The sequence below is a fragment of the Bradyrhizobium sp. SPXBL-04 genome, assembly GCF_051853035.1.
Taxonomy (GTDB): Bacteria; Pseudomonadota; Alphaproteobacteria; order Rhizobiales; family Xanthobacteraceae; genus Bradyrhizobium; species Bradyrhizobium zhanjiangense.
On record NZ_CP182472.1, the window covers coordinates 721,739 to 739,224 of the forward strand.

The following is a 17,486-nucleotide window of genomic DNA, read 5'->3' on the forward strand; positions in this document are numbered from 1 at the left end:
TCGCGCTCAGGCGGCGAGCGATTGCAAAAACCCCGTCAGATCATCCGTGACGTAGTCGACATGGACGGCGTCTCGGCCCTCCAGCTCCCAGTCCTCGCGCACCACCTCCTTGGTGCCGTCGGGCACCACCAGCACCGTGGTCATGCCGAGTTCGTGCGGGACGGCGAGGTTGCGCGCGAGGTCCTCGAACATCGCGGCGCGGGTCGGATCGACTGCATGGTCGCTCAGGAACTTCCGGTAGGTCTGCGGTGCCGGCTTGGGCTCGAACTCGGCGGCGATGATGTCGAATACGCCGTCGAAATGCGTTGCGAAGCCGAGCCGCGCCAGCACGGCATCGACATGGTCGACCGAGCCGTTGGTCAGGATCAGCTTGCGCCCCGGCAGCCCGGCGATGGCTGCACCGAGCGCCGGGTTCGGCTCCAGCGGCGAATGGTCGATCTTGTGGACGTAGGCAAGGTAGTCGTCGGCGGAGACGCCGTGCAGGGTCATCATGCCGCGCATGGTGGTGCCGAAGCGCAGGTAATAGTCCTTCTGGATCTTGCGCGCCTCCTCGGGCGTCACGTTCAGCCAGCTCGACACGAACTCGCCGATCCGCGCATCGACCTGCTGCCACAGATTGACGTGATGCGGATAGAGCGTGTTGTCGAGATCGAATACCCAGGTGTCGACATGGGCGAAGGTGCGGGGCCAAGTCATCGCAACTCTCTATCCGTTGGGCGGCGCTGTGGCCTCACCCTCAATCGTCGTCCTGGCGAAAGCCAGGACCCATACGCCGTGACCTATCAATGGGGCACTCTGGTTGTCGTTCTTTGCCAAACCCCATCCTGGGGTAATGGGTCCTGGCTTTCGCCAGGACGACGGTGGAGTTTGTGGCGCGGTCACCGCAACAATCGTCACAGCAATCCCACCCATCACGGCAGCGCAAACCGCAGCGTCTTGCCGCCGCTCGACATGTCCACCGCGCCAAAACCAGTCGCGGCGAATCCGCGCGCGCCGCAATCGGTCTGCTCGCTCGTCTCGAACTTGGTCTCGCGCGTGCAGAGCTGCTTGTCGCCGCCCCAGTTCAGCGGCCGGTCCTTCAGCTTGATGACGCGGTTGTCGGCGTCGACCGCTTCCGCGAAGCTGAAGATCTGCCTGGGCTGGCCGGTCACGTCAGGATGCAGGCACGTCTTGGGATCGATGCGATACCAGCCGCGGCTCGTCACCGACTTGCCGTCGTCGCTCGCGACTGCCGCCATCACCTTGTGCGGCGTGTCGTTGCACCAGGTGAGGCCGGTCGCGGAGGGCGTCTGCACCGCATCGACCATGGTCTTGAACACATTCGGCGACGAGACGACGTCGGACGACAGCCCGCGGCTCTTCAGGAAGGCGGCCAGCGCTGCTTGCGTCTTCGGCCCGTCGACGCCGTCGATCGCGCCGACGTCGTAACCCGCGATCACCAGCAGTCGCTGGATGCTGGCAAGGCGCGCCTGCTCGTCGTCATATTCGGAATCCTCGGCGAGATAGGCAATGAGGTTGCCGTCCGCGCCTTGCGTCGGCGTCACTTGCGTGAAGGCGGCCTGGATCTGGCCGCTGCGGCATTGCCGCGCCGCCGCAATGACGAAATTATCCTGCGCCACGCACAGCATGTCGCGGCCGTTCTGCGGGATCGGGGAGGCGCCATAGACGCCGAGCGCGCGGGCGTTGAGCAGGATGCGGTCGGCCATCAGCGTGCCCTGCACCACCACGCGGCAGGTGGCAGGATCGATCCTGAACCAGCCCCGCGTCGCGGTCGCCGCCTTGTCGTCGATGCCGATCGCGGCCTCGACGACATAGGACATGCGGTTGCAGATCTTGAGGTCGGCGAGAGCCGGCGCGGAGGAGAAGAAGAACGAGACGGCTGCGGCGGGCAGCGTCATCAGGAAGCGGGTCAGGGGAGGACGGCGAGGCTGCCGCTCTCTCCGCTCGTCATGCCCGGCCTTGTGCCGGGCATCCACGTTCTTGGCGCGGAACGAAAGATCGTGGATGGCCGGGAGATCTTCGCGAAGACGCGCTTCGCGCTCTTGCCCGGCCATGACGGCTTTCTTTGTCCGCTCCCGCATCACTTGTGGATCAGCGTTCCCGTGCCCTGGTTGGTGAAGAGCTCGAGCAGTACCGCATGCTGCATCTTGCCGTCGATGATGACGACACCCTGCACGCCCTGTTCGAGCGCGTAGATGCAGGTCTCGACCTTCGGGATCATGCCGCCGGAAATGGTGCCGTCGGCGATCAGCTTTCGCGCGTCCTTGACGGACAATTGCGGGATCAGCTTCTTGGACTTGTCGAGCACGCCTGGCACGTCGGTGAGCAGCAGGAGACGCTTGGCCTTCAGCGCGCCGGCAACGGCACCGGCAAACGTGTCGGCGTTGACGTTCAGGGTCTGGCCTTCTTTGGAGGTTGCGAGCGGTGCCAGCACCGGGATCAGCTCGTAGCCGATCAGCTGGTTGAGCAAAGTGAGATCGACCTTCTCGGGGTCGCCGACGAAGCCGAGATCGATCGCCTTCTCGATGTTCGAGCCCGGATCGATGATGGTCCGCGTCGTCTTCGACGCTTTCACCATGTTACCGTCCTTGCCCGACAGGCCCACGGCCTTGCCGCCGGCTTCGTTGATGTAGCCGACGATCTGCTTGTTGACGGAGCCGGCGAGCACCATCTCGACGATCTCGATGGTCGCGGCATCGGTGATGCGCAGGCCTGCGGCGAATTCCGAGGCGATGCCGAGGCGCTTGAGCATGGTCGCGATCTGCGGCCCACCGCCATGCACCACCACCGGATTGATCGCGGTCTGCTCCAGCAGCACGATGTCGCGCGCAAAGTTCCTGGCGGTCTCCTCGTCGCCCATGGCATGGCCGCCATATTTGATGACGATGGTTTCCTCGTCATACTGCTGCATGTGCGGCAGCGCTTCGGACAGGATGCGGGCCTGGTCGAGCGGGGAGATGTCGGTCATGAGGCGGATCTCGCTGGCGGGACTAACGCGGCCTGCGTTCTATCTGATTGGCGGGCGCGGCGCAAAGTGTGGCGTTCGCTCCTACCCTCCCCTCCAGGGGAGGGTAGGAGCGAGCGTCACTTCTTCGCCACCGCCGCCGCCACACTCACCGCCAACCAGCCCAAGATCATTATCGTCCCACCCGTCGGCGCCGCGTAGGGAAACAGCGCGTGCCCCGCATATTGCCGCAAGGTCAGGTCACCCGCGAACAATGCGGCGCCAGCTGCGAAGCCGAACGCGGCAACGAGGCCAATTCCGCCGTGCAGAAGGCCGCGCGCGAGCAGCGCGACGGTCGCAAGTATGGCAGTTGCATGAAACAGCAGCATGGCGCTGGCCGTTGCCAGCCGGCTCGCATCGGCGCCATGCGCGGAGGCGGCCGCCAGCGCGACGCCGGCGGCGCCAATCAAACCGGCAAGCCCGATCAGCAGGCGTTGTGCCACCATCACGAGGCCCGCTCTTCCAAGAGCTTCGCCATCGCGGCGCGCAAGCCCTCCATGCCGGTCGAGCTCCGCGACGAGGTCGCGAGCACGTTCGGGAACGCGGCGGGGTGCTTGGCCAGCGCAGCCTCGGTCTCGGCGATGCGCGCCTGCAGCTCGGAGGCCTTCACCTGGTCGGCCTTGGTCAGCACGATCTGGTAGCTGACCGCGGAGCGATCGAGCGTCTTCAGGACTTCGAGATCGACGTCCTTGATTCCATGCCGCGCGTCGATCAGCACATAGACGCGCGCGAGTGAGGCACGTCCCAGCAGGAATTTGTGGATCAGCTCGGTCCACGACGCGACCTGGCTCTTGGGCGCCTTGGCATAGCCGTAACCGGGCATGTCGACGAGGCGCAGGTCACTCTTCCCGGGGACCTCGAAGAAGATCAGCTCCTGGGTGCGGCCCGGCGTATGCGAGGTGCGCGCCAGCGCATTGCGGCCGGTCAGCGCGTTGATGAGACTGGACTTGCCGACATTGGAGCGTCCCGCAAAGGCGATCTCCAGCCCGGCCATCGGCGGCAGCGTGGCAATCGAGGGCGAGGCCCAGATGAACTGCCAGTCGCGGGCGAACAGTTTTCGCCCGGCCTCGATCAGTCGCTCGTCGGTCTTGTCGTTCATGCGAGCAGTCTATCCTCTCGTCATGGCCGGGCTCGTCCCGGCCATCCACGTCTTAGTCACGAAACGAGCCTCCAAAAACGTGGATGCCCGGGACAAGCCCGGGCATGACGATGTGGAGGCATTTGCGCCCGGCAACGGCGCCTACGTCGCCTTCCTCGCGAACGTCGCCTTGAGATTGTCGAACAGCTCCACCTTCACGCCGTTGCGACGCATGATGAAGCTCTGCTGGACCACCGAGAGCAGATTGTTCCAGGCCCAGTAGATCACGAGGCCCGCCGGGAAGCCGGCCAGCATGAAGGTGAAGATCAGCGGCATCCAGTTGAAGATGATCTGCTGCGTCGGATCCGGCGGCGTCGGGTTCAGCTTCATCTGGAACCACATCGTGATGCCCATGATGATCGGCCAGATGCCGAGCGCGAGGTAGTGGCCGAACACGGGGATCGTGGTCGGGTCGACCGGGATCAGTCCGAACAGGTTGAACAAATTGGTCGGGTCGGGCGCCGAGAGGTCCTTGATCCAGCCATAGAACGGCGCGTGCCGCATCTCGATGGTGACGAACAGCACCTTGTAGAGCGAGAAGAACACGGGGATCTGGATCACCACGGGAAGACAGCCGGCGACCGGATTGATCTTCTCCTTGCGGTAGATCTCCATCATCTCCTGCTGCTGCTTCACCTTGTCGTCGGGATAGCGCTCCTTCAGCGCCTGCAGCTGCGGCTGGATCGACTTCATCTTCGCCATCGAGGCGTAGGACTTGTTCGCCAGCGGGAAGAACAGCAGCTTCACGATCACGGTCACGAGCAGGATCGAGATGCCGAAATTGCCGAAGAAGCGGTAGAAGAAGTCGAGGCCGAGGAACATCGGCTTGGTGATGAAGTAGAACCAGCCCCAGTCGATCAAGAGATCGAAGTGGTTGAGCCCCAGCGCCTTGTTGTAGCCGCCGAGGCCGGCGAACGGGAACACGCCGACCACGCCGGCTTCCTTGGCGCCCGCGAACAGCCGCGCGTTTGCAGTGGCCGTGCCGCCGATCGCGACGGTGACGGGATCGAGCAGATAGTCGGTCTGGTAGGTGTGGACGTTGCCGACCGGGTTCGACGAGAAGCGCGCCTGAAGCTGCGCATTGGTGTCGGGCAGCAGCGCCGAGGCCCAGTACTTGTCGGTGATGCCGAGCCAGCCATTGGTGGCCTTGAAGTTGACCGTCTTGGCTTCGTCGATCTTCTTGTAGGCGTATTCCTGCAAGCCCTGGTCACCGAGATAGCCGATCAGGCCTTCATGCAGGATGTAGTAGCCCGAGACCTGCGGCGCGCCGTGGCGCGAGATCAGCGCGAACGGATAGAGCGTGACCGGCGCGTTGCCGACATTGCTCACCTCGTCCTTGATGGTGAAGAGATAATGGTCGTCGACCGCAATGGTGCGGCGGAAGGTGAGGCCCTCGCCATTGTCCCATTTCAGCACCACCGGCGTCGATGGCGTCAGGCTGCCGCTGCCGTCCTGCTGCCAGACGGTCTGGGCATCAGGCATCTTCGCCGTCACGCCCGTCGCCGCCACCCAGCCGAACTCGGCGTAATAGGGCTCCGCCGTGCCCGAGGGCGAATAGAGGATGATCGGTGGCGACTTCGGGTCGACGGTTTCGCGGAATTGCACCAGCGCGATGTCGTCGATGCGGCCGCCCTTCAGCGCGATGCTGCCGGCAATCCGCGGCGTGTCGATCTTCACGCGCGGGCTGGCCGCAATCGCGGCGTCCCGGGCAACGACCGGCTGGGCCTGCTGCTGGTTCGCGGCCGGTGTCGAGGGCTGAGTCGCGCCGCCCGCCTGCGGCGTGGTACCCGGCGTTGCCGACGCCGTCGGCTGCGGCGTGGATTTCTGGAGCTCGGTCTGTGCCTGCTGCTGGGCGCGCTGCTTCTCCATCTGCGGCACGTTGTAGAAATATTGCCAGGCGATCAGCACCAGGCCGGATAGAATGACGGCGAGGATGGTATTGCGATTGTCGGTCATCTCGATTGTCTCGTCATCAATCCGGTTTGCGGCTGGTCGCTGTGGCGCGATCCGGCCTCTGGCCGCGCGCCTTGGCCGGTCCTTTGGCCGTATGCCGCGCCGGCCTCGTGAATGCTATGCGCAGATCGTCGAGCATGGTCGCGAAGTCGCGCGAGAGCGCGTCCCTTCGTCCGACCAGCACATAATCATGATGGGGTTGCATCGACACCGGATCGAGCCGCTTCACCAATTCGCGAAGCCGGCGCCGGATACGATTGCGCTCGGGGGCGTTGCCGTTCTTTTTGGAAACGGTGAAGCCGATCCGGATCGGGCCGCCGTCGTCCCGGCGGCGGCTTTGCAGCACGAACGCGGGATTATTCACCCGCGCGCCATTGGCAACGGCGAGGAAATCCGCCCGCTGCCTCAGCCGATCCATGATGAAATCCCAAAAAGGGGGGTCCGGCTCAGGCGCTCAGACGCTTGCGGCCGCGGGCGCGGCGGGCGGCGAGAACCTTGCGGCCGCCGGCAGTGGCGAGACGGGCACGGAAGCCGTGACGGCGCTTGCGCACCAGTTTGCTGGGTTGATAAGTCCGCTTCACGGGTTTTTCTCCGCTGACCGGGCAATTTGCCTGTAGAATTGATGGTAAAGTCCCGAAGATGCGGCCCAAAACGGGCCGTTTCCGGCCCCAAAAGAGCCGCTCCCGGTGTCGCACCGGGTCATCGCGGACAATTCGCGCGGCTTATAAGGGAGCGCCTTGTTTTCGTCAACGCCGCACAAGCGCACGTTTCCGGTGAATATCGCTGTTTGTGCGGGGTTTTTAACCCTTAAGGTGGCGACTCGCTTTACCAGCGCTTACATCTCACCTTGGCAGATTAGCGATCCGTAATTTGACCGGACCCGGGACGGGTCGCATCCTGCATCAGCCAAGGTCAACAGGGGCGAATTTCGTGGCAGCCACAGATCGCCAGCCGATCCAAGATCTGGATCCGCCGGACCAGCCGGCGATGCGGCCGCGCGGGTCGGGCGGGCTCGGGCTGTCAGGCAAGCTGCTGCTGCTTACCGTCCCTCTGGTGATGATCGCGGCCAGCCTGCTTTACGTGCCCGCCATCGCCAACTTCTGGGTCAACCGGCTCAACGACCGGGTGGCGGCGGCCAATACGGCAGCGCTGGTGCTGGATGCCGCGCCGCTTGGCATGGTTCCCGATTCGCTGTCGCGGCAGATCTTGAAAAGCATCAATGCCCGCGCCGTCGCCATCAAGATGGGTCAGCAGCGCCGGCTGCTCGCCAGCGATAACCTTCCGACAGCCATCGAGCACGACATCGATCTGCGCGACATGACGGCCTGGGACGCGATCACCGGCTCGTTCCGGATGATGCTGGAGACCGGCAACCAGGCCATCCGCATCGTCGGGCCCGGCGTCGGCAATGCCCAATTCATCGAGATCGTGACCGACGAGCTGCCGCTGCGGCAGCAGATGTACCGCTTCTCGCGCAACGTCGTGGTGGTCGCGCTGATCATCGCGGCGCTGACCGCGGGCCTCGTCTATCTCGCCCTGCATTACCTGTTCGTGCGCCCGATGCGGCGGCTCACCGCGAGCCTGGTCGGCTTCCACGAGAACCCGGAGAGCGCGGCGCGGATCATCGTGCCGAGCCAGCGCAGCGACGAGATCGGGGTGGCCGAGCGCGAATTGTCGGACATGCAGCGCGATCTGATGTCGATGCTGAATCAGAAGAGCCGGCTCGCTGCCCTCGGGCTCGCCGTCTCCAAGATCAACCATGATCTGCGCAACCTGCTGGCCTCGGCGCAGCTTTTGTCGGACCAGCTCGCCAGCGTGCCGGATCCGCGGGTGCAGCGCTTTGCGCCGAAGCTGGTGCGCTCGCTCGAGCGCGCCATCGCCTTCTGCCAGTCGACGCTGTCCTATGGCCGCGCCCAGGAGGCCGCGCCCGACCGCCGCATGATTCTGATCGAGCCGGTGGTGCTGGAGGTGCGCGAGACCGCGGGGCTGGCCAGCGATGCCACGATCGCCTGGGTCGCGGCGATCGAACGCGGGCTTGCGGTCGATGCCGATCCAGACCAGCTGTTCCGCGTGCTGCTCAACCTCGTCCGCAACGCCGCCCAGGCGCTGGAAACCCACGCCTCGTCCGGCGATGGCGGCGTGCGGCAGATCCGGATCACCGGAAAACGCGAGGGCGCCGTCGCCATCCTGGAGGTTTCCGATACCGGTCCAGGCGTTCCCCAGAAGACCCGGGAGCACCTGTTCGAGGCGTTCCAGACCTCCGGCCGCCCCGGCGGCAGCGGCCTTGGCCTTGCCATCGCCGCCGAGCTCGTCCGCGCCCATGGCGGCGACATCCACCTCGTCGAAGGCACCATCGGCGCCACCTTCCGCATCGTCATCCCCGATCGCCCCGTGGAACTGCTCTCCATCCGCAACGAGCGGGCGCGAGCGTAAGTCGGCCAGCGGCCGCGCTGAGTCCGTCATTCCGGGCTGGCGCGAAGCGCCGAACCCGGAATCCGGAGGTTTTGGACGCGAGATTCCGCACTTCTCGCTCCGCGAGTCCGGGAATGACAGGGAAGAGGCCGTCATCTCCTTGCAAAATCTCCCCATCCCGGACCTTGCCAACGCCGGCAAGAGCGGCTAGTCAGAGCGCTCTTCGCACCCCTCCCGGCCCTCCGGGAGATGCGTCGCGGGTCACCCCCGCCATCGCTGTTTGCGAAAAACGCGCCCGTAGCTCAGCTGGATAGAGCATCAGACTACGAATCTGAGGGTCGGACGTTCGAATCGTTCCGGGCGCGCCACTTCGGTACAAAACTGGGCACTCCAAAACCTACCGATTTTGCGCCGGATGCGGCGACGAGAGTGCGCAAGAGCACGCTTTTCGATCCCATGATGCGAACCTCTTTCGCGTCCACCTCGATGCGCTGGGCCAGTGCACGGAGGTGGTCGCGGCGATAACCGCCAGACTCGGTCCGCATCCGCTTGCGGGCTTGGCTGGCGAAGGTTTTGAGCCCCTGGGGTGTGATGCTCGGTCCGGCTCGATCAAGCGCGCCCTCGGCCCGCTCTGCGTCGGCGCGGGCCTGGTCGCGGATGGACTTCAGCTCGGACACGCGCTCCTTGAGCAGCCGATCGAAGACGTCAGCGATCCCGTTTTCGATCGCGTCGTACAGCCGCTTGAGTTTGGCCTCTGCTTCGGCCGCACGCTTGCGCAATTCGGCGATATGCGTCGTTCGGCGCTCGGCACGCTCCTTCCGGCGGTGCAGGACGGCCGACAGAACTTCCTCGAGGCGTTTTGGCTGCAAAAGGCGCTGCTCGATGTGCTCGGCCACGATGCCGTCAAGCTTTTCCATCGGAACGGTGCGGCCCTTGCAGCCGGTCTCGCCCTGCCGGGCCTTGGTCGAGCAGGTGTAGTACCTGTATCTCCCGCTCTTCCCGGTCCTCAGTGTCATCGCGCCGCCGCAGGTGGCGCAAAAGCAAATGCCGGTAAGGAGGGTCGGGCCGCTGACGACACGCGGCGCGCTCAGTGCAGGGCTGCGCGCTTTGAGCAGCGTCTGTACCGCCTCGAACTCGGCCAAGTCGATGATCGGGGGCACCGCCATTTCGACCACCTCGGCCTCCGGTTTGCGCTCGCGGGTCTTCCAATGCTTGGTGTTGAACCGGTGGCGGCCGATATACGTCGTGCGCGTCAGTACCTTGTGCACGGCATCGACGCCCCAGCGCCCGCCATCGCGCGTTCGGATGCCGGATTCGTTCAGATGCTTGGCAATCGATTTGACGCCCATCGATCCGGATGAGCCGTTTCCTTCGCGCGCCAAGCGATAAATCAGCCGCACGGTCTCGGCCTGGATAGGATCGATCTCCAGTATCTTCTTGGTGCGGTGGCCGCGCTGCTCGGCGGCTTCAACAACGCGGTAGCCGATCGGCGGCAGCGCGCCATTCCAGAAGCCTTGCCGTGCGTTCTCCTTCATCGCCCGGAGCGTGTGTTTGGCGTTCTCCTTGGACTGGTATTCGTCGAACAGCGCCATGATCTGGCGGATCATGTTGCTCATCGGATCGTCGCCGAGCTCCTGGGTGATCGACACCAGACGCACACCGCTCTTGGCAAGTCGGCGGACATAAAACTCAAGCTGGAACTGGTCGCGGAAGAACCGGCTGAAGCTGTGCACGAGGATCACGTCGAACGCCGGCGGCTTGACCGTCGCCGCGTCGATCATGCGCTGGAACTCCGGCCGCCGATCGTCCGTGGCGGACGCGCCGGGCTCGACATAGTCGGCGACGATCTCCCACCCACGCGATGCGCAATAATCCTTCGCCTGGCGGCGCTGATCTGGGATGGAGAGATCGCTGTCGGCCTGCCGCCCCGTCGAGACTCGCAGGTAAAGAGCCGCCCGAACCGTTGCAGCCATGTTGATGTCCCCTCAATCCTTTCCAAGCAACTCGTCGAACAGATCACCGAACCAAGCTTCGAAGACATCCATCTCCGTTTCGGTCACCGGCACATCCTTCGGCCAGTCGTCCGTCACCGCCCATGTCACCGAAGCGCGCTTCGCTCGTCGTCGGCCAGGACGCGCGGGCGCACGCGCATAGTCGTAGAGATCGTCAAGTGAGGCGCGGTCCGGCGGACGCCGTAGCTGCGATTTGTGAGGGGGAGCCATGGCGCCACTGTGGCAAGCCTGACCGATCCACAGAACGGCCGATGTCTACGCCAAGTCACGCTGCAGCCCTGCGAACTCGCACTTTCTCTGCAGCATGAGCGCGATCGCGCAGAGCAGGCCGTGAACGCGTGGAAGCAATAGAGCCGAGCCAGCGGAGCGCGGTCAAGGCCGCAAGCCGGCGGAGCCGGTCGCGCGCAGCGCGAGCCTTGACGGCGCACCGTTGGTCCGGCAGCGGCGTCCCATGCGATCATGGCCGGACATAACGCCGAGCACGCGCAACAAGACGCTAGGCTGCGAATGATGGCGTTCGGAACGTTGATTTTGAATGCTTTCGCGGTTCGAGCGGCACCAGGCCACTTCATACGGTGCCGCTGCAGTGCCATCCAAAACAATGTGCAGACAAACACTTACGACCCCCGACAGCACGGAGCGACACCGTCGTTTTTATCTTGTCGTCCTAATCCGTCGAGATTCGCGCCCAACTCTTGGTTGGGAAGGTCGGGTATTGTCGATAGCAGACGAGCGGGCGGACTTGGCAATATCGAGCGAATGACCCCATTGCAGACATTGGGGTCCGCTGTCATTCTCTCCGGATGGTAGGCGGCTGGGAAAAAGCTCGACGGATGGATTTGCGGCGCTCCACAGGCACGCGTGCTGACGCGCGTCCGCCTAAAGTGGTGCGCGGACCTGACTACCTCATAGCCCATGCCTGCTTCGAGTGTCGGAAATCATGGAAGGTGCGGGCGGACACGGGCGCGGCTTGTCCGCAGTGCGGCTCTTGTCTCCATGAGATGGGCCGCTCGTTCAAAGCTCCGAAGCGGTCCGATGCCGAACAATGGCAGAAGGTGCAAGCCCTCTGGTCAGCAGGTTTCCGCTTCTGGAGCTACCGGAGCCACCCCGACGCTGAACCATTGCCAGAACGATTGCGGGACGTTGATGACTTCATACGCCGCAACCCAAGGCATCCGATGCGCATCGCGGGCTAATGTCAGCCTGCGCCCCATTGCGCAACTTCGACGCATTGAACCGCTAACTCGCTGAGTTCAACCACGACTGTCGGAGCGCTTCAAACGAGGCATGTGGGAATGAGCTACGATCCTTTTGATAGCTCTTTTCCTCGTATAGCCACCGCACCTTTTCAAATTGGCGGTATATCAAGCCAACGAAATGCCGGATCTTGATGTCGACGCTCAACGTCAGTCTTCCATCTGAGCGCGTGTAATCCCCCCAGCCGGGGCAGTCCCAGAACTCAACGTGGGCCACATGTCTCTGTTGGGCATAAATTGATGCCGTGACTACCGTCATTCCAGGCTCATCGTGCAATCGTGCAACGCACTGAGGTTCACCTCGCAAGAGTTCGCAACACAGTGCAGATAGCTGGTCCATCGGATCAGAAAAAATGTGTGTAATTCTAACTGCGATTTGAGTGCCACGGGTGACCACATGCAAATCGCTCCAACCGTGAGCGCCACGGACGTAAAGCAAATCGAACTCATCGGTGAGATTGGGCTCAGCGTTGGGAAGCATCCGTTTAATTTAGATGGCAACGCGGAATCGCGCAACTTCACGGCGATTACGCAATCTCGGCATTTGGCCCATCGCGTCGATCTTGGGATTGGTCAAGAAGGCCGCTTTGCCGGACGAACCGGCGAAACCGGGGGAGACGGCGCCCGTGAGGCGTAGGGCAGGATCGCAAACCTTCGCGGATTGGGCGATTGAATCGCGTGGGCGACGTCGCATCATAGCGCCACGGCGAAGCAGTAGTGCCCATCTTCATCGGCCGCGGCGCGCCAGCTACGCCAAAGCACGCTATCGCCGACAAAAAAGCGCCGATCCTGCGCGGGCCTTGCTGCTTCTACGCTGCCGACTTTCGCCCGCACGCGTCGGTCGGGGTGCGGGGATTGGCGCTCTCAGACTTTACGTTCAGCCTTAGCCCTGCCCGTCCGGTTGTTGCCGCTCACGAGCAGTTGCAAAGCCCGGATGTTAGGTGAGCCCGCACCCTTGCGCCAGATGAGAACGGTCTCAGCCCGGTTCTCGCCTGGCGGCAGCGCATGGACCGAAAGTCGCTTGCTAAGGGGAAACGTACTCAGGACGCTGCGCGGCAACAGTGCCACGCCCGTGCCGGCGACGACGCAGCCCAGCAAGGCAGGATATGAGCCAAGCTCGATCGTGCGCTCCGGCATCTCGCCGCGCCTGGCGTACCAATCCTCCAGCCGCTTGCGATGCGGGCAACCATGTTCGAAGGCGATGATTGTACGTGGGATCGCACCCTTCTTACCGATGGGTGGATGATCGGCAGCCGCAACGATGACCGGCTCTTCCTCGAATGCGAAAATCTTCTCGAACGGCTCGTCGGGGATGGGCTCGGCAACGAATGCGGCATCGAGCTCGCCAGCAAGGATTGCAGCACCGAGTTGCGTCGGGTTTCCCGTGCGCAACTCCAAGACGACGTTGGGATAAAGCCTGTGATATTCGGCGAGAGGTCCGGGAAGCCTGACGGCCGCCGTACTATCCATGGCGCCAAGGCGAAACACGCCGCGCGGGCGCGGATCCTGCACCGCCACGCGCGCCTCATCGGCTAACGCCAGTAGACGATCGGCATAATCGAGCAGCGTTTGGCCAGCCGGCGCGAGATGAAGACGCTTGCCCTCACGAATGAAAAGCGCAACGCCCAGATCCTCTTCGAGCTGGCGAATCCGCGTGGTTACGTTGGACTGTACGCGATGTAGCTGCTCGGCGGCGCGCGTCACACCGCCTTGGCGCACCACCGTGCTGAAGATGCGGAGATCGGACAAGTCCAAGCATCTCTCCTCAAGATGAAAAACATCATTATTATTCATTTTGCATGATCTGTTGTCACACGTAAAGCTCATTACCGGCAAGCCGCCGCTCCCGGTGGCTCGGCACAAGCGATGGACCAAGACATGCGAGACGGTAATGCATCCGACATTGGACCGATCGACCTCAAAGCGCTGTCGTCGAAAGAGCGGGAGGCGCTCAGGAAGTGCATCATTCGCCGCGCGAATGCCGAGCGTGCTCGGGTGATCGGCGCGATGTTTGCCTGGTTGCTTGGTCGCCTACGCAAGGCGCCGCCGGCACAGCGAAACCATCGCCGAAAGTCCGAATGGCAGCTCCCGGTCACGGTACCTGAGGCCCCAACAGAGGCTTGGTGACGACCGTCAGCCGCGCCGATGCAGCAAAATCCAGTCCATCACCGCAAGGGAATCGACCAATGATCGTCACCATATTTCGCTCCCGGCTTAATCCGGGGGTCGAAGGAGAGTATGGCCCCACGGCAAGGCAGATGAGCGAGCTGGCGCGTACGATTCCCGGCTACATTTCCCACAAGGGCTTCGTCGCCGAAGACGGGGAGCGGGTGACGATCGTCGAATTCGAATCGGAGGAGGCCTTGCAGGAATGGCGCCATCATCCCGAGCACGCCAAGGCGAAGCGGCGCGGCATCCAGAGCTTTTTCAGCGACTACAAATTCCAGATATGCACGGTCATTCGGGATCGCGTATGGAGCTGCGCGCGACCCACCGCAAAATCGTAGGCCGTCGCTGATTTGTCGGTTGAGGCGCGTGGCGGGCCGCCGCATCATAGTGCCACGGCGAAGCAATAGTGCCCATCTTCATCGGCCGTGGCGCGCCATTTCGGTATCAAGATGTGCGTGAGGGGCCTAGCCAGCGTCAAATGATGCCGTGCTACCTCAGGAGCGCCTGCTCGTCCCCCGACACCCATCCGAAGACCTTGGGCTCTGCGCCCAACTGCTGGACGAGGTAGTGGACGTCGAAATTAATCACGACGTCGGATTGGTTCTTGCGGACATACGTCGATCTCCAGGCGACATGGGCGACGCAATGGTGTTCGTCTATCGGCGAGATGCGGAGTCCCCGCATGTGCATCTCCTTTGTTCCGATAGCCCGGTAGTGGGCATAGCCCTCGGCGATGACCTGCTTGAGATGCTCGTCGTTCTTCCCGGTCATCACGCCGGCCGGCGTGGCCGCGACGAACTCGGAGGCGTAGAGCGCCGCGACGTCATCCATGTCGACGTCGCCGCGCAGAGAAGCCTTGGAGATATTCTCATATCGCTCGAACAGCTTCCTGAGTTCGTCTCCATCGTCTTCATCGTCGCCTCCAACACGTGTCGGGTCCGTCACTTTCGCAGGACCGGCTCGCCGGTGCGTGGGTTCGTCAAGGTCACGTTTTCAAGCGCCTTGATCAGCCATTTGCCGTCCCAGCGGGGTCAGCACCGCTTGGATCAAGGTGTCCACGGAATGTGGTCCGGCTGGATGCCCGGCGCCAACCGTGAGACGGCTCCAGGAATGCGCGACCGCCACGCCATCGCCGATGGCGACCACATCGATCACCTCGTTTTCGAGCGTCGAGTCGCGATAGATCGCGTCGTGGATCGGAGCGTGAAGCGCGATGATCTCATCAACGCCGCGCACAAGGGCCCGGAGTGACACCGTCGCTTTTATCTTGCCGTCGCTCGGTCTGCGATCCGTGAGCCGGCAGCGCTTAGCCCGCTGCGTTCTTGATCGCGGCTTCGAAGCTCTTTGCGTCGAAGGCTGGCATACTTTGGATCCGCCCCAGACCCTGGGTCGAGTACCAGACCGAGAACGCGAGCACCGCTTCCGGATTCGGGGCATCAATGATGTCGACGAAATCGTAGTAGCCCTGCGTGTAGTGGATCGACTCGATCTTGATACCCAGATTGTCGAGCTTTGCCTTGGCCTTGCCGATCCGCTCCGATTGCTTGCTCGCCCACTCCGGGCTCAGATTACCAAGCAGCACATATTTCATGGCCACCTCCACGTCATGTTGATCGTCGTGCGAGAAGGACCCAACAACCATACGCCTTCCCGCGACCCACGTACATGCCGTTCCGTGGCGGAGGCGTATGGGGAGCCGGGCCTGAGAGCACATTGCCCGATGACGCGTAGTGCAAAATCGAAGGCTAGCCATGCATTGGTGACCGGACCGTGTTCCCGGCCACAGCATCATAGCGCCACGGCGAAGCAATAGTGCCCATCTTCGTCGGTAGTCTCTGGTCGGCCATGAGGGCTCTATTCGGCGGTTCGGAAGATGACCTTCTCTGAGAGGTCATTCAAATAGGTTTGCAGCTCCTCGATATTCCCGAATTCTTTGAAGTCTCCCCGATCCAACGCCCCGACACCGGCGCGAGCCGCCGCTCGCAGGGCTTTCAGCTTGCCCGCATCCTCGGCCTCTCGTTGCTCCACGAGCCGCAACCCTTCGCGCAGCACTTCGCTGGCATTCTGGTAGCGGCCGGACTTGACGAGGGTCTACGTTTTCGAAGTCATCACCTTCTGAACGATCTTCCAGGCCCCGTTGACCTTTAAGCATGACAGCATGTCCGTGAAGTAACGAGGCGGAATCTGAAATTTCAACGTCAAGAGCGCGAGCTCTCTTTCGACGTCGATTGACACGATCTGGTCGTCGCGCTCGAGGCCCTGTTCTTTCGGTGCTCTAAGGTTGCGGACAGCTGCGAGCCACGCGGCAATCGGCGTCACAGCCACGTTGCCATCGTCACCGACCTTTGTGACGGAACTCGATGGATGGAATATGGATGCAAATTTCTCAGCATCCATTTCATAGGCCGCGTCGAAATAGGTCTGCGCCAGGGAGCGCAAGGCGCGAACATCCGTGTCCATCAGTCATCCTGCAAAAACCGTTACAACGGACCGACTCGCGCGGCCCGCCTGCCGTGTCGAGAGTCTTAAGCACCCGGGATGTGCCGAAAGTGCCTCATGCTCCCTGTTGGCCGAACCTAGGGCCAAGCGGCTTATGATGCTAGATCTGTTGCACGGGATGGAGTCATGAGTGATATTCATAAATCATGAGAAAGGAATTGAACGAACTGACAGCCTTTGCAGTCGTCGCGAGTGAACGAAGCTTCACGCGGGCCGCAGTAAAGCTCGGCGTGTCACAGTCTGCTCTCAGCCACACGATCCGGAGACTTGAGCAACGGCTTGAGCTGCAGCTTCTTGCTCGAACAACCAAGAGTGTCGCGCCAACCGCTGCAGGGGCAGCTCTTTTGAACGACTTGTCTCCGGCGCTCGAGCAGATTGATCGTGCTCTCAACAAAGCCCGAAGCATTCGGCAGCGACCTGCTGGGCGCCTTCGAATTGTAATGTCCCGGTCGGCTGCGGTGATGGTATTGCTGCCGAAGCTGACGGCATTCGTCGAGGCCTATCCTGACATCGTCCTCGACGTTGTCACCGTCACCGGCCCCGTAGACCTCGTTGCGGGCGAGTTCGATGCCGGTATTCAGCTCGGCGAGTACATTCAAAAGGATATGATCGCCGTGCGGGTCACGCCGGACTTGCGACTGGCGGTGGTTGGATCGCCTCGTTATTTCGCGTCACGACGCATTCCGCAAAGACCAAAGGATCTCAATGATCATCGCTGCATCACCTTGCGTCTTCCGAGCGGTCCATATCGATGGGAATTCGAGCAAGGACGAAAATCGGTCACGATCAGCGTGAACGGACCGCTCATCATCGACGATACGCACTTGGTGATTCAGGCGGTGCTCGCTGGAGCTGGCATCGGGCTCGCCTATGAAGAGCAGGTCGCTGAGCACTTGGCGAAGCGTCGGCTTATCCGCGTCCTGGAGGATTGGACGCCGCCAATTCCCGGTTTCTTCATGTATTACCCCAGTCGTCAGCATCAGCCTGCTGCGCTGGCTGCACTCGTGAACGCGCTGCGGCTCACTTGACAGGAATTTGCCTCA

General features: G+C 62.7%; 18 protein-coding genes, 1 tRNA gene and 1 pseudogene. 5 read left to right on the forward strand and 15 right to left on the reverse strand.

Annotation, left to right across the window (positions count from 1 at the left end; genetic code table 11):
* Nucleotides 1-6 precede the first annotated feature (6 nt).
* The 8 genes from ACNJX8_RS03280 to rpmH form a co-directional block, all read right to left on the reverse strand.
* Nucleotides 7-696, reverse strand: coding sequence for a pyrimidine 5'-nucleotidase (locus ACNJX8_RS03280; RefSeq protein ID WP_439359615.1), 690 nt, complete (start codon nucleotides 694-696; stop codon nucleotides 7-9).
* Between the two features lie 215 nt (nucleotides 697-911).
* The gene (locus ACNJX8_RS03285; protein ID WP_439361795.1) at nucleotides 912-1,898 is read right to left on the reverse strand and encodes a DUF1036 domain-containing protein; all 987 of its coding nucleotides are present in this window, start codon (nucleotides 1,896-1,898) and stop codon (nucleotides 912-914) included.
* Nucleotides 1,899-2,080: 182 nt separating this feature from the next.
* A complete protein-coding gene (gene argB, locus ACNJX8_RS03290; RefSeq protein ID WP_128930895.1) occupies nucleotides 2,081-2,968 on the reverse strand; it encodes an acetylglutamate kinase in 888 nt (295 codons plus the stop codon).
* Between the two features lie 116 nt (nucleotides 2,969-3,084).
* The gene (locus tag ACNJX8_RS03295) at nucleotides 3,085-3,450 is read right to left on the reverse strand and encodes a DUF423 domain-containing protein (protein ID WP_439359616.1); all 366 of its coding nucleotides are present in this window, start codon (nucleotides 3,448-3,450) and stop codon (nucleotides 3,085-3,087) included.
* On the reverse strand, nucleotides 3,450-4,103 hold the full coding sequence (gene yihA, locus ACNJX8_RS03300; RefSeq protein WP_128930897.1) for a ribosome biogenesis GTP-binding protein YihA/YsxC: 654 nt from the start codon (nucleotides 4,101-4,103) through the stop codon (nucleotides 3,450-3,452). Before yihA ends, ACNJX8_RS03295 begins: the two co-directional genes overlap by 1 nt.
* Before the next feature lie 141 nt (nucleotides 4,104-4,244).
* Complete coding sequence (yidC, locus tag ACNJX8_RS03305; protein WP_128930898.1) at nucleotides 4,245-6,098, reverse strand: membrane protein insertase YidC; 1,854 nt, start codon at nucleotides 6,096-6,098, stop codon at nucleotides 4,245-4,247.
* A 16-nt stretch (nucleotides 6,099-6,114) separates the two neighbouring features.
* Nucleotides 6,115-6,513, reverse strand: coding sequence for a ribonuclease P protein component (gene rnpA, locus ACNJX8_RS03310; protein WP_128940840.1), 399 nt, complete (start codon nucleotides 6,511-6,513; stop codon nucleotides 6,115-6,117).
* A gap of 28 nt (nucleotides 6,514-6,541) precedes the next feature.
* Nucleotides 6,542-6,676: a 50S ribosomal protein L34 gene (gene rpmH, locus ACNJX8_RS03315; protein ID WP_008542748.1), complete on the reverse strand. Its 135-nt coding sequence runs from the start codon at nucleotides 6,674-6,676 to the stop codon at nucleotides 6,542-6,544.
* A 349-nt stretch (nucleotides 6,677-7,025) separates the two neighbouring features.
* Between rpmH and ACNJX8_RS03320 the strand changes: the two genes are divergently transcribed.
* A complete protein-coding gene (locus tag ACNJX8_RS03320; protein ID WP_128940839.1) occupies nucleotides 7,026-8,528 on the forward strand; it encodes a sensor histidine kinase in 1,503 nt (500 codons plus the stop codon).
* 270 nt (nucleotides 8,529-8,798) lie between these two features.
* A tRNA-Arg gene (locus ACNJX8_RS03325) sits at nucleotides 8,799-8,875 on the forward strand.
* Here the strand turns inward: ACNJX8_RS03325 and ACNJX8_RS03330 are convergent.
* Nucleotides 8,831-10,480, reverse strand: coding sequence for a recombinase family protein (locus ACNJX8_RS03330; protein WP_439361796.1), 1,650 nt, complete (start codon nucleotides 10,478-10,480; stop codon nucleotides 8,831-8,833). The two genes, ACNJX8_RS03325 and ACNJX8_RS03330, sit on opposite strands and share 45 nt — an antisense overlap.
* 1,692 nt (nucleotides 10,481-12,172) lie before the next feature.
* Between ACNJX8_RS03330 and ACNJX8_RS03335 the strand changes: the two genes are divergently transcribed.
* The gene (locus ACNJX8_RS03335; protein WP_439359162.1) at nucleotides 12,173-12,412 is read left to right on the forward strand and encodes a hypothetical protein; all 240 of its coding nucleotides are present in this window, start codon (nucleotides 12,173-12,175) and stop codon (nucleotides 12,410-12,412) included.
* Between the two features lie 227 nt (nucleotides 12,413-12,639).
* Here ACNJX8_RS03335 and ACNJX8_RS03340 read toward each other — a convergent pair whose 3' ends face one another.
* On the reverse strand, nucleotides 12,640-13,530 hold the full coding sequence (locus tag ACNJX8_RS03340; protein ID WP_439359163.1) for a LysR substrate-binding domain-containing protein: 891 nt from the start codon (nucleotides 13,528-13,530) through the stop codon (nucleotides 12,640-12,642).
* Between the two features lie 368 nt (nucleotides 13,531-13,898).
* On the opposite strand from ACNJX8_RS03340, the gene ACNJX8_RS03345 reads away from it, so the two are divergent.
* Nucleotides 13,899-14,282: an antibiotic biosynthesis monooxygenase family protein gene (locus tag ACNJX8_RS03345; protein ID WP_439359164.1), complete on the forward strand. Its 384-nt coding sequence runs from the start codon at nucleotides 13,899-13,901 to the stop codon at nucleotides 14,280-14,282.
* 151 nt (nucleotides 14,283-14,433) lie between these two features.
* On the opposite strand, the gene ACNJX8_RS03350 is transcribed toward ACNJX8_RS03345, so the two are convergent.
* The 5 genes and pseudogenes from ACNJX8_RS03350 to ACNJX8_RS03370 all read right to left on the reverse strand — a co-directional run bounded on the left by ACNJX8_RS03350 (nucleotide 14,434) and on the right by ACNJX8_RS03370 (nucleotide 16,404).
* A complete protein-coding gene (locus ACNJX8_RS03350; protein ID WP_439359617.1) occupies nucleotides 14,434-14,889 on the reverse strand; it encodes a nuclear transport factor 2 family protein in 456 nt (151 codons plus the stop codon).
* A gap of 48 nt (nucleotides 14,890-14,937) precedes the next feature.
* A complete protein-coding gene (locus tag ACNJX8_RS03355; protein ID WP_439359618.1) occupies nucleotides 14,938-15,180 on the reverse strand; it encodes a hypothetical protein in 243 nt (80 codons plus the stop codon).
* 70 nt (nucleotides 15,181-15,250) lie between these two features.
* Entirely contained in the window at nucleotides 15,251-15,535 is a 285-nt protein-coding gene (locus ACNJX8_RS03360) for a GYD domain-containing protein (RefSeq protein WP_091887314.1), read from the reverse strand.
* Nucleotides 15,536-15,798: 263 nt separating this feature from the next.
* Nucleotides 15,799-16,032: pseudogene (locus tag ACNJX8_RS03365) on the reverse strand (ribbon-helix-helix domain-containing protein); the annotation flags it as partial.
* 3 nt (nucleotides 16,033-16,035) lie between these two features.
* Nucleotides 16,036-16,404 (reverse strand): nuclear transport factor 2 family protein, encoded by a 369-nt coding sequence (locus ACNJX8_RS03370; protein WP_439359619.1) that lies wholly within the window; start codon nucleotides 16,402-16,404, stop codon nucleotides 16,036-16,038.
* A 185-nt stretch (nucleotides 16,405-16,589) separates the two neighbouring features.
* On the opposite strand from ACNJX8_RS03370, the gene ACNJX8_RS03375 reads away from it, so the two are divergent.
* Entirely contained in the window at nucleotides 16,590-17,471 is an 882-nt protein-coding gene (locus ACNJX8_RS03375) for a LysR substrate-binding domain-containing protein (RefSeq protein WP_439359620.1), read from the forward strand.
* Nucleotides 17,472-17,486 lie beyond the last annotated feature (15 nt).

Bases quoted from the DNA above. Each gene is read 5' to 3' on its own strand.
- rnpA (WP_128940840.1), bottom strand. From the start codon at position 6,513: ATGGATCGGCTGAGGCAGCGGGCGGATTTCCTCGCCGTTGCCAATGGC.
- ACNJX8_RS03280 (WP_439359615.1), bottom strand. From the start codon at position 696: ATGACTTGGCCCCGCACCTTCGCCCATGTCGACACCTGGGTATTCGAT.
- ACNJX8_RS03330 (WP_439361796.1), bottom strand. From the start codon at position 10,480: ATGGCTGCAACGGTTCGGGCGGCTCTTTACCTGCGAGTCTCGACGGGG.
- ACNJX8_RS03370 (WP_439359619.1), bottom strand. From the start codon at position 16,404: ATGGACACGGATGTTCGCGCCTTGCGCTCCCTGGCGCAGACCTATTTC.
- ACNJX8_RS03375 (WP_439359620.1), top strand. From the start codon at position 16,590: ATGAGAAAGGAATTGAACGAACTGACAGCCTTTGCAGTCGTCGCGAGT.
- ACNJX8_RS03335 (WP_439359162.1), top strand. From the start codon at position 12,173: ATGCAAATCGCTCCAACCGTGAGCGCCACGGACGTAAAGCAAATCGAA.
- yihA (WP_128930897.1), bottom strand. From the start codon at position 4,103: ATGAACGACAAGACCGACGAGCGACTGATCGAGGCCGGGCGAAAACTG.
- argB (WP_128930895.1), bottom strand. From the start codon at position 2,968: ATGACCGACATCTCCCCGCTCGACCAGGCCCGCATCCTGTCCGAAGCG.
- ACNJX8_RS03295 (WP_439359616.1), bottom strand. From the start codon at position 3,450: ATGGTGGCACAACGCCTGCTGATCGGGCTTGCCGGTTTGATTGGCGCC.
- ACNJX8_RS03360 (WP_091887314.1), bottom strand. From the start codon at position 15,535: ATGAAATATGTGCTGCTTGGTAATCTGAGCCCGGAGTGGGCGAGCAAG.
- yidC (WP_128930898.1), bottom strand. From the start codon at position 6,098: ATGACCGACAATCGCAATACCATCCTCGCCGTCATTCTATCCGGCCTG.
- ACNJX8_RS03285 (WP_439361795.1), bottom strand. From the start codon at position 1,898: ATGACGCTGCCCGCCGCAGCCGTCTCGTTCTTCTTCTCCTCCGCGCCG.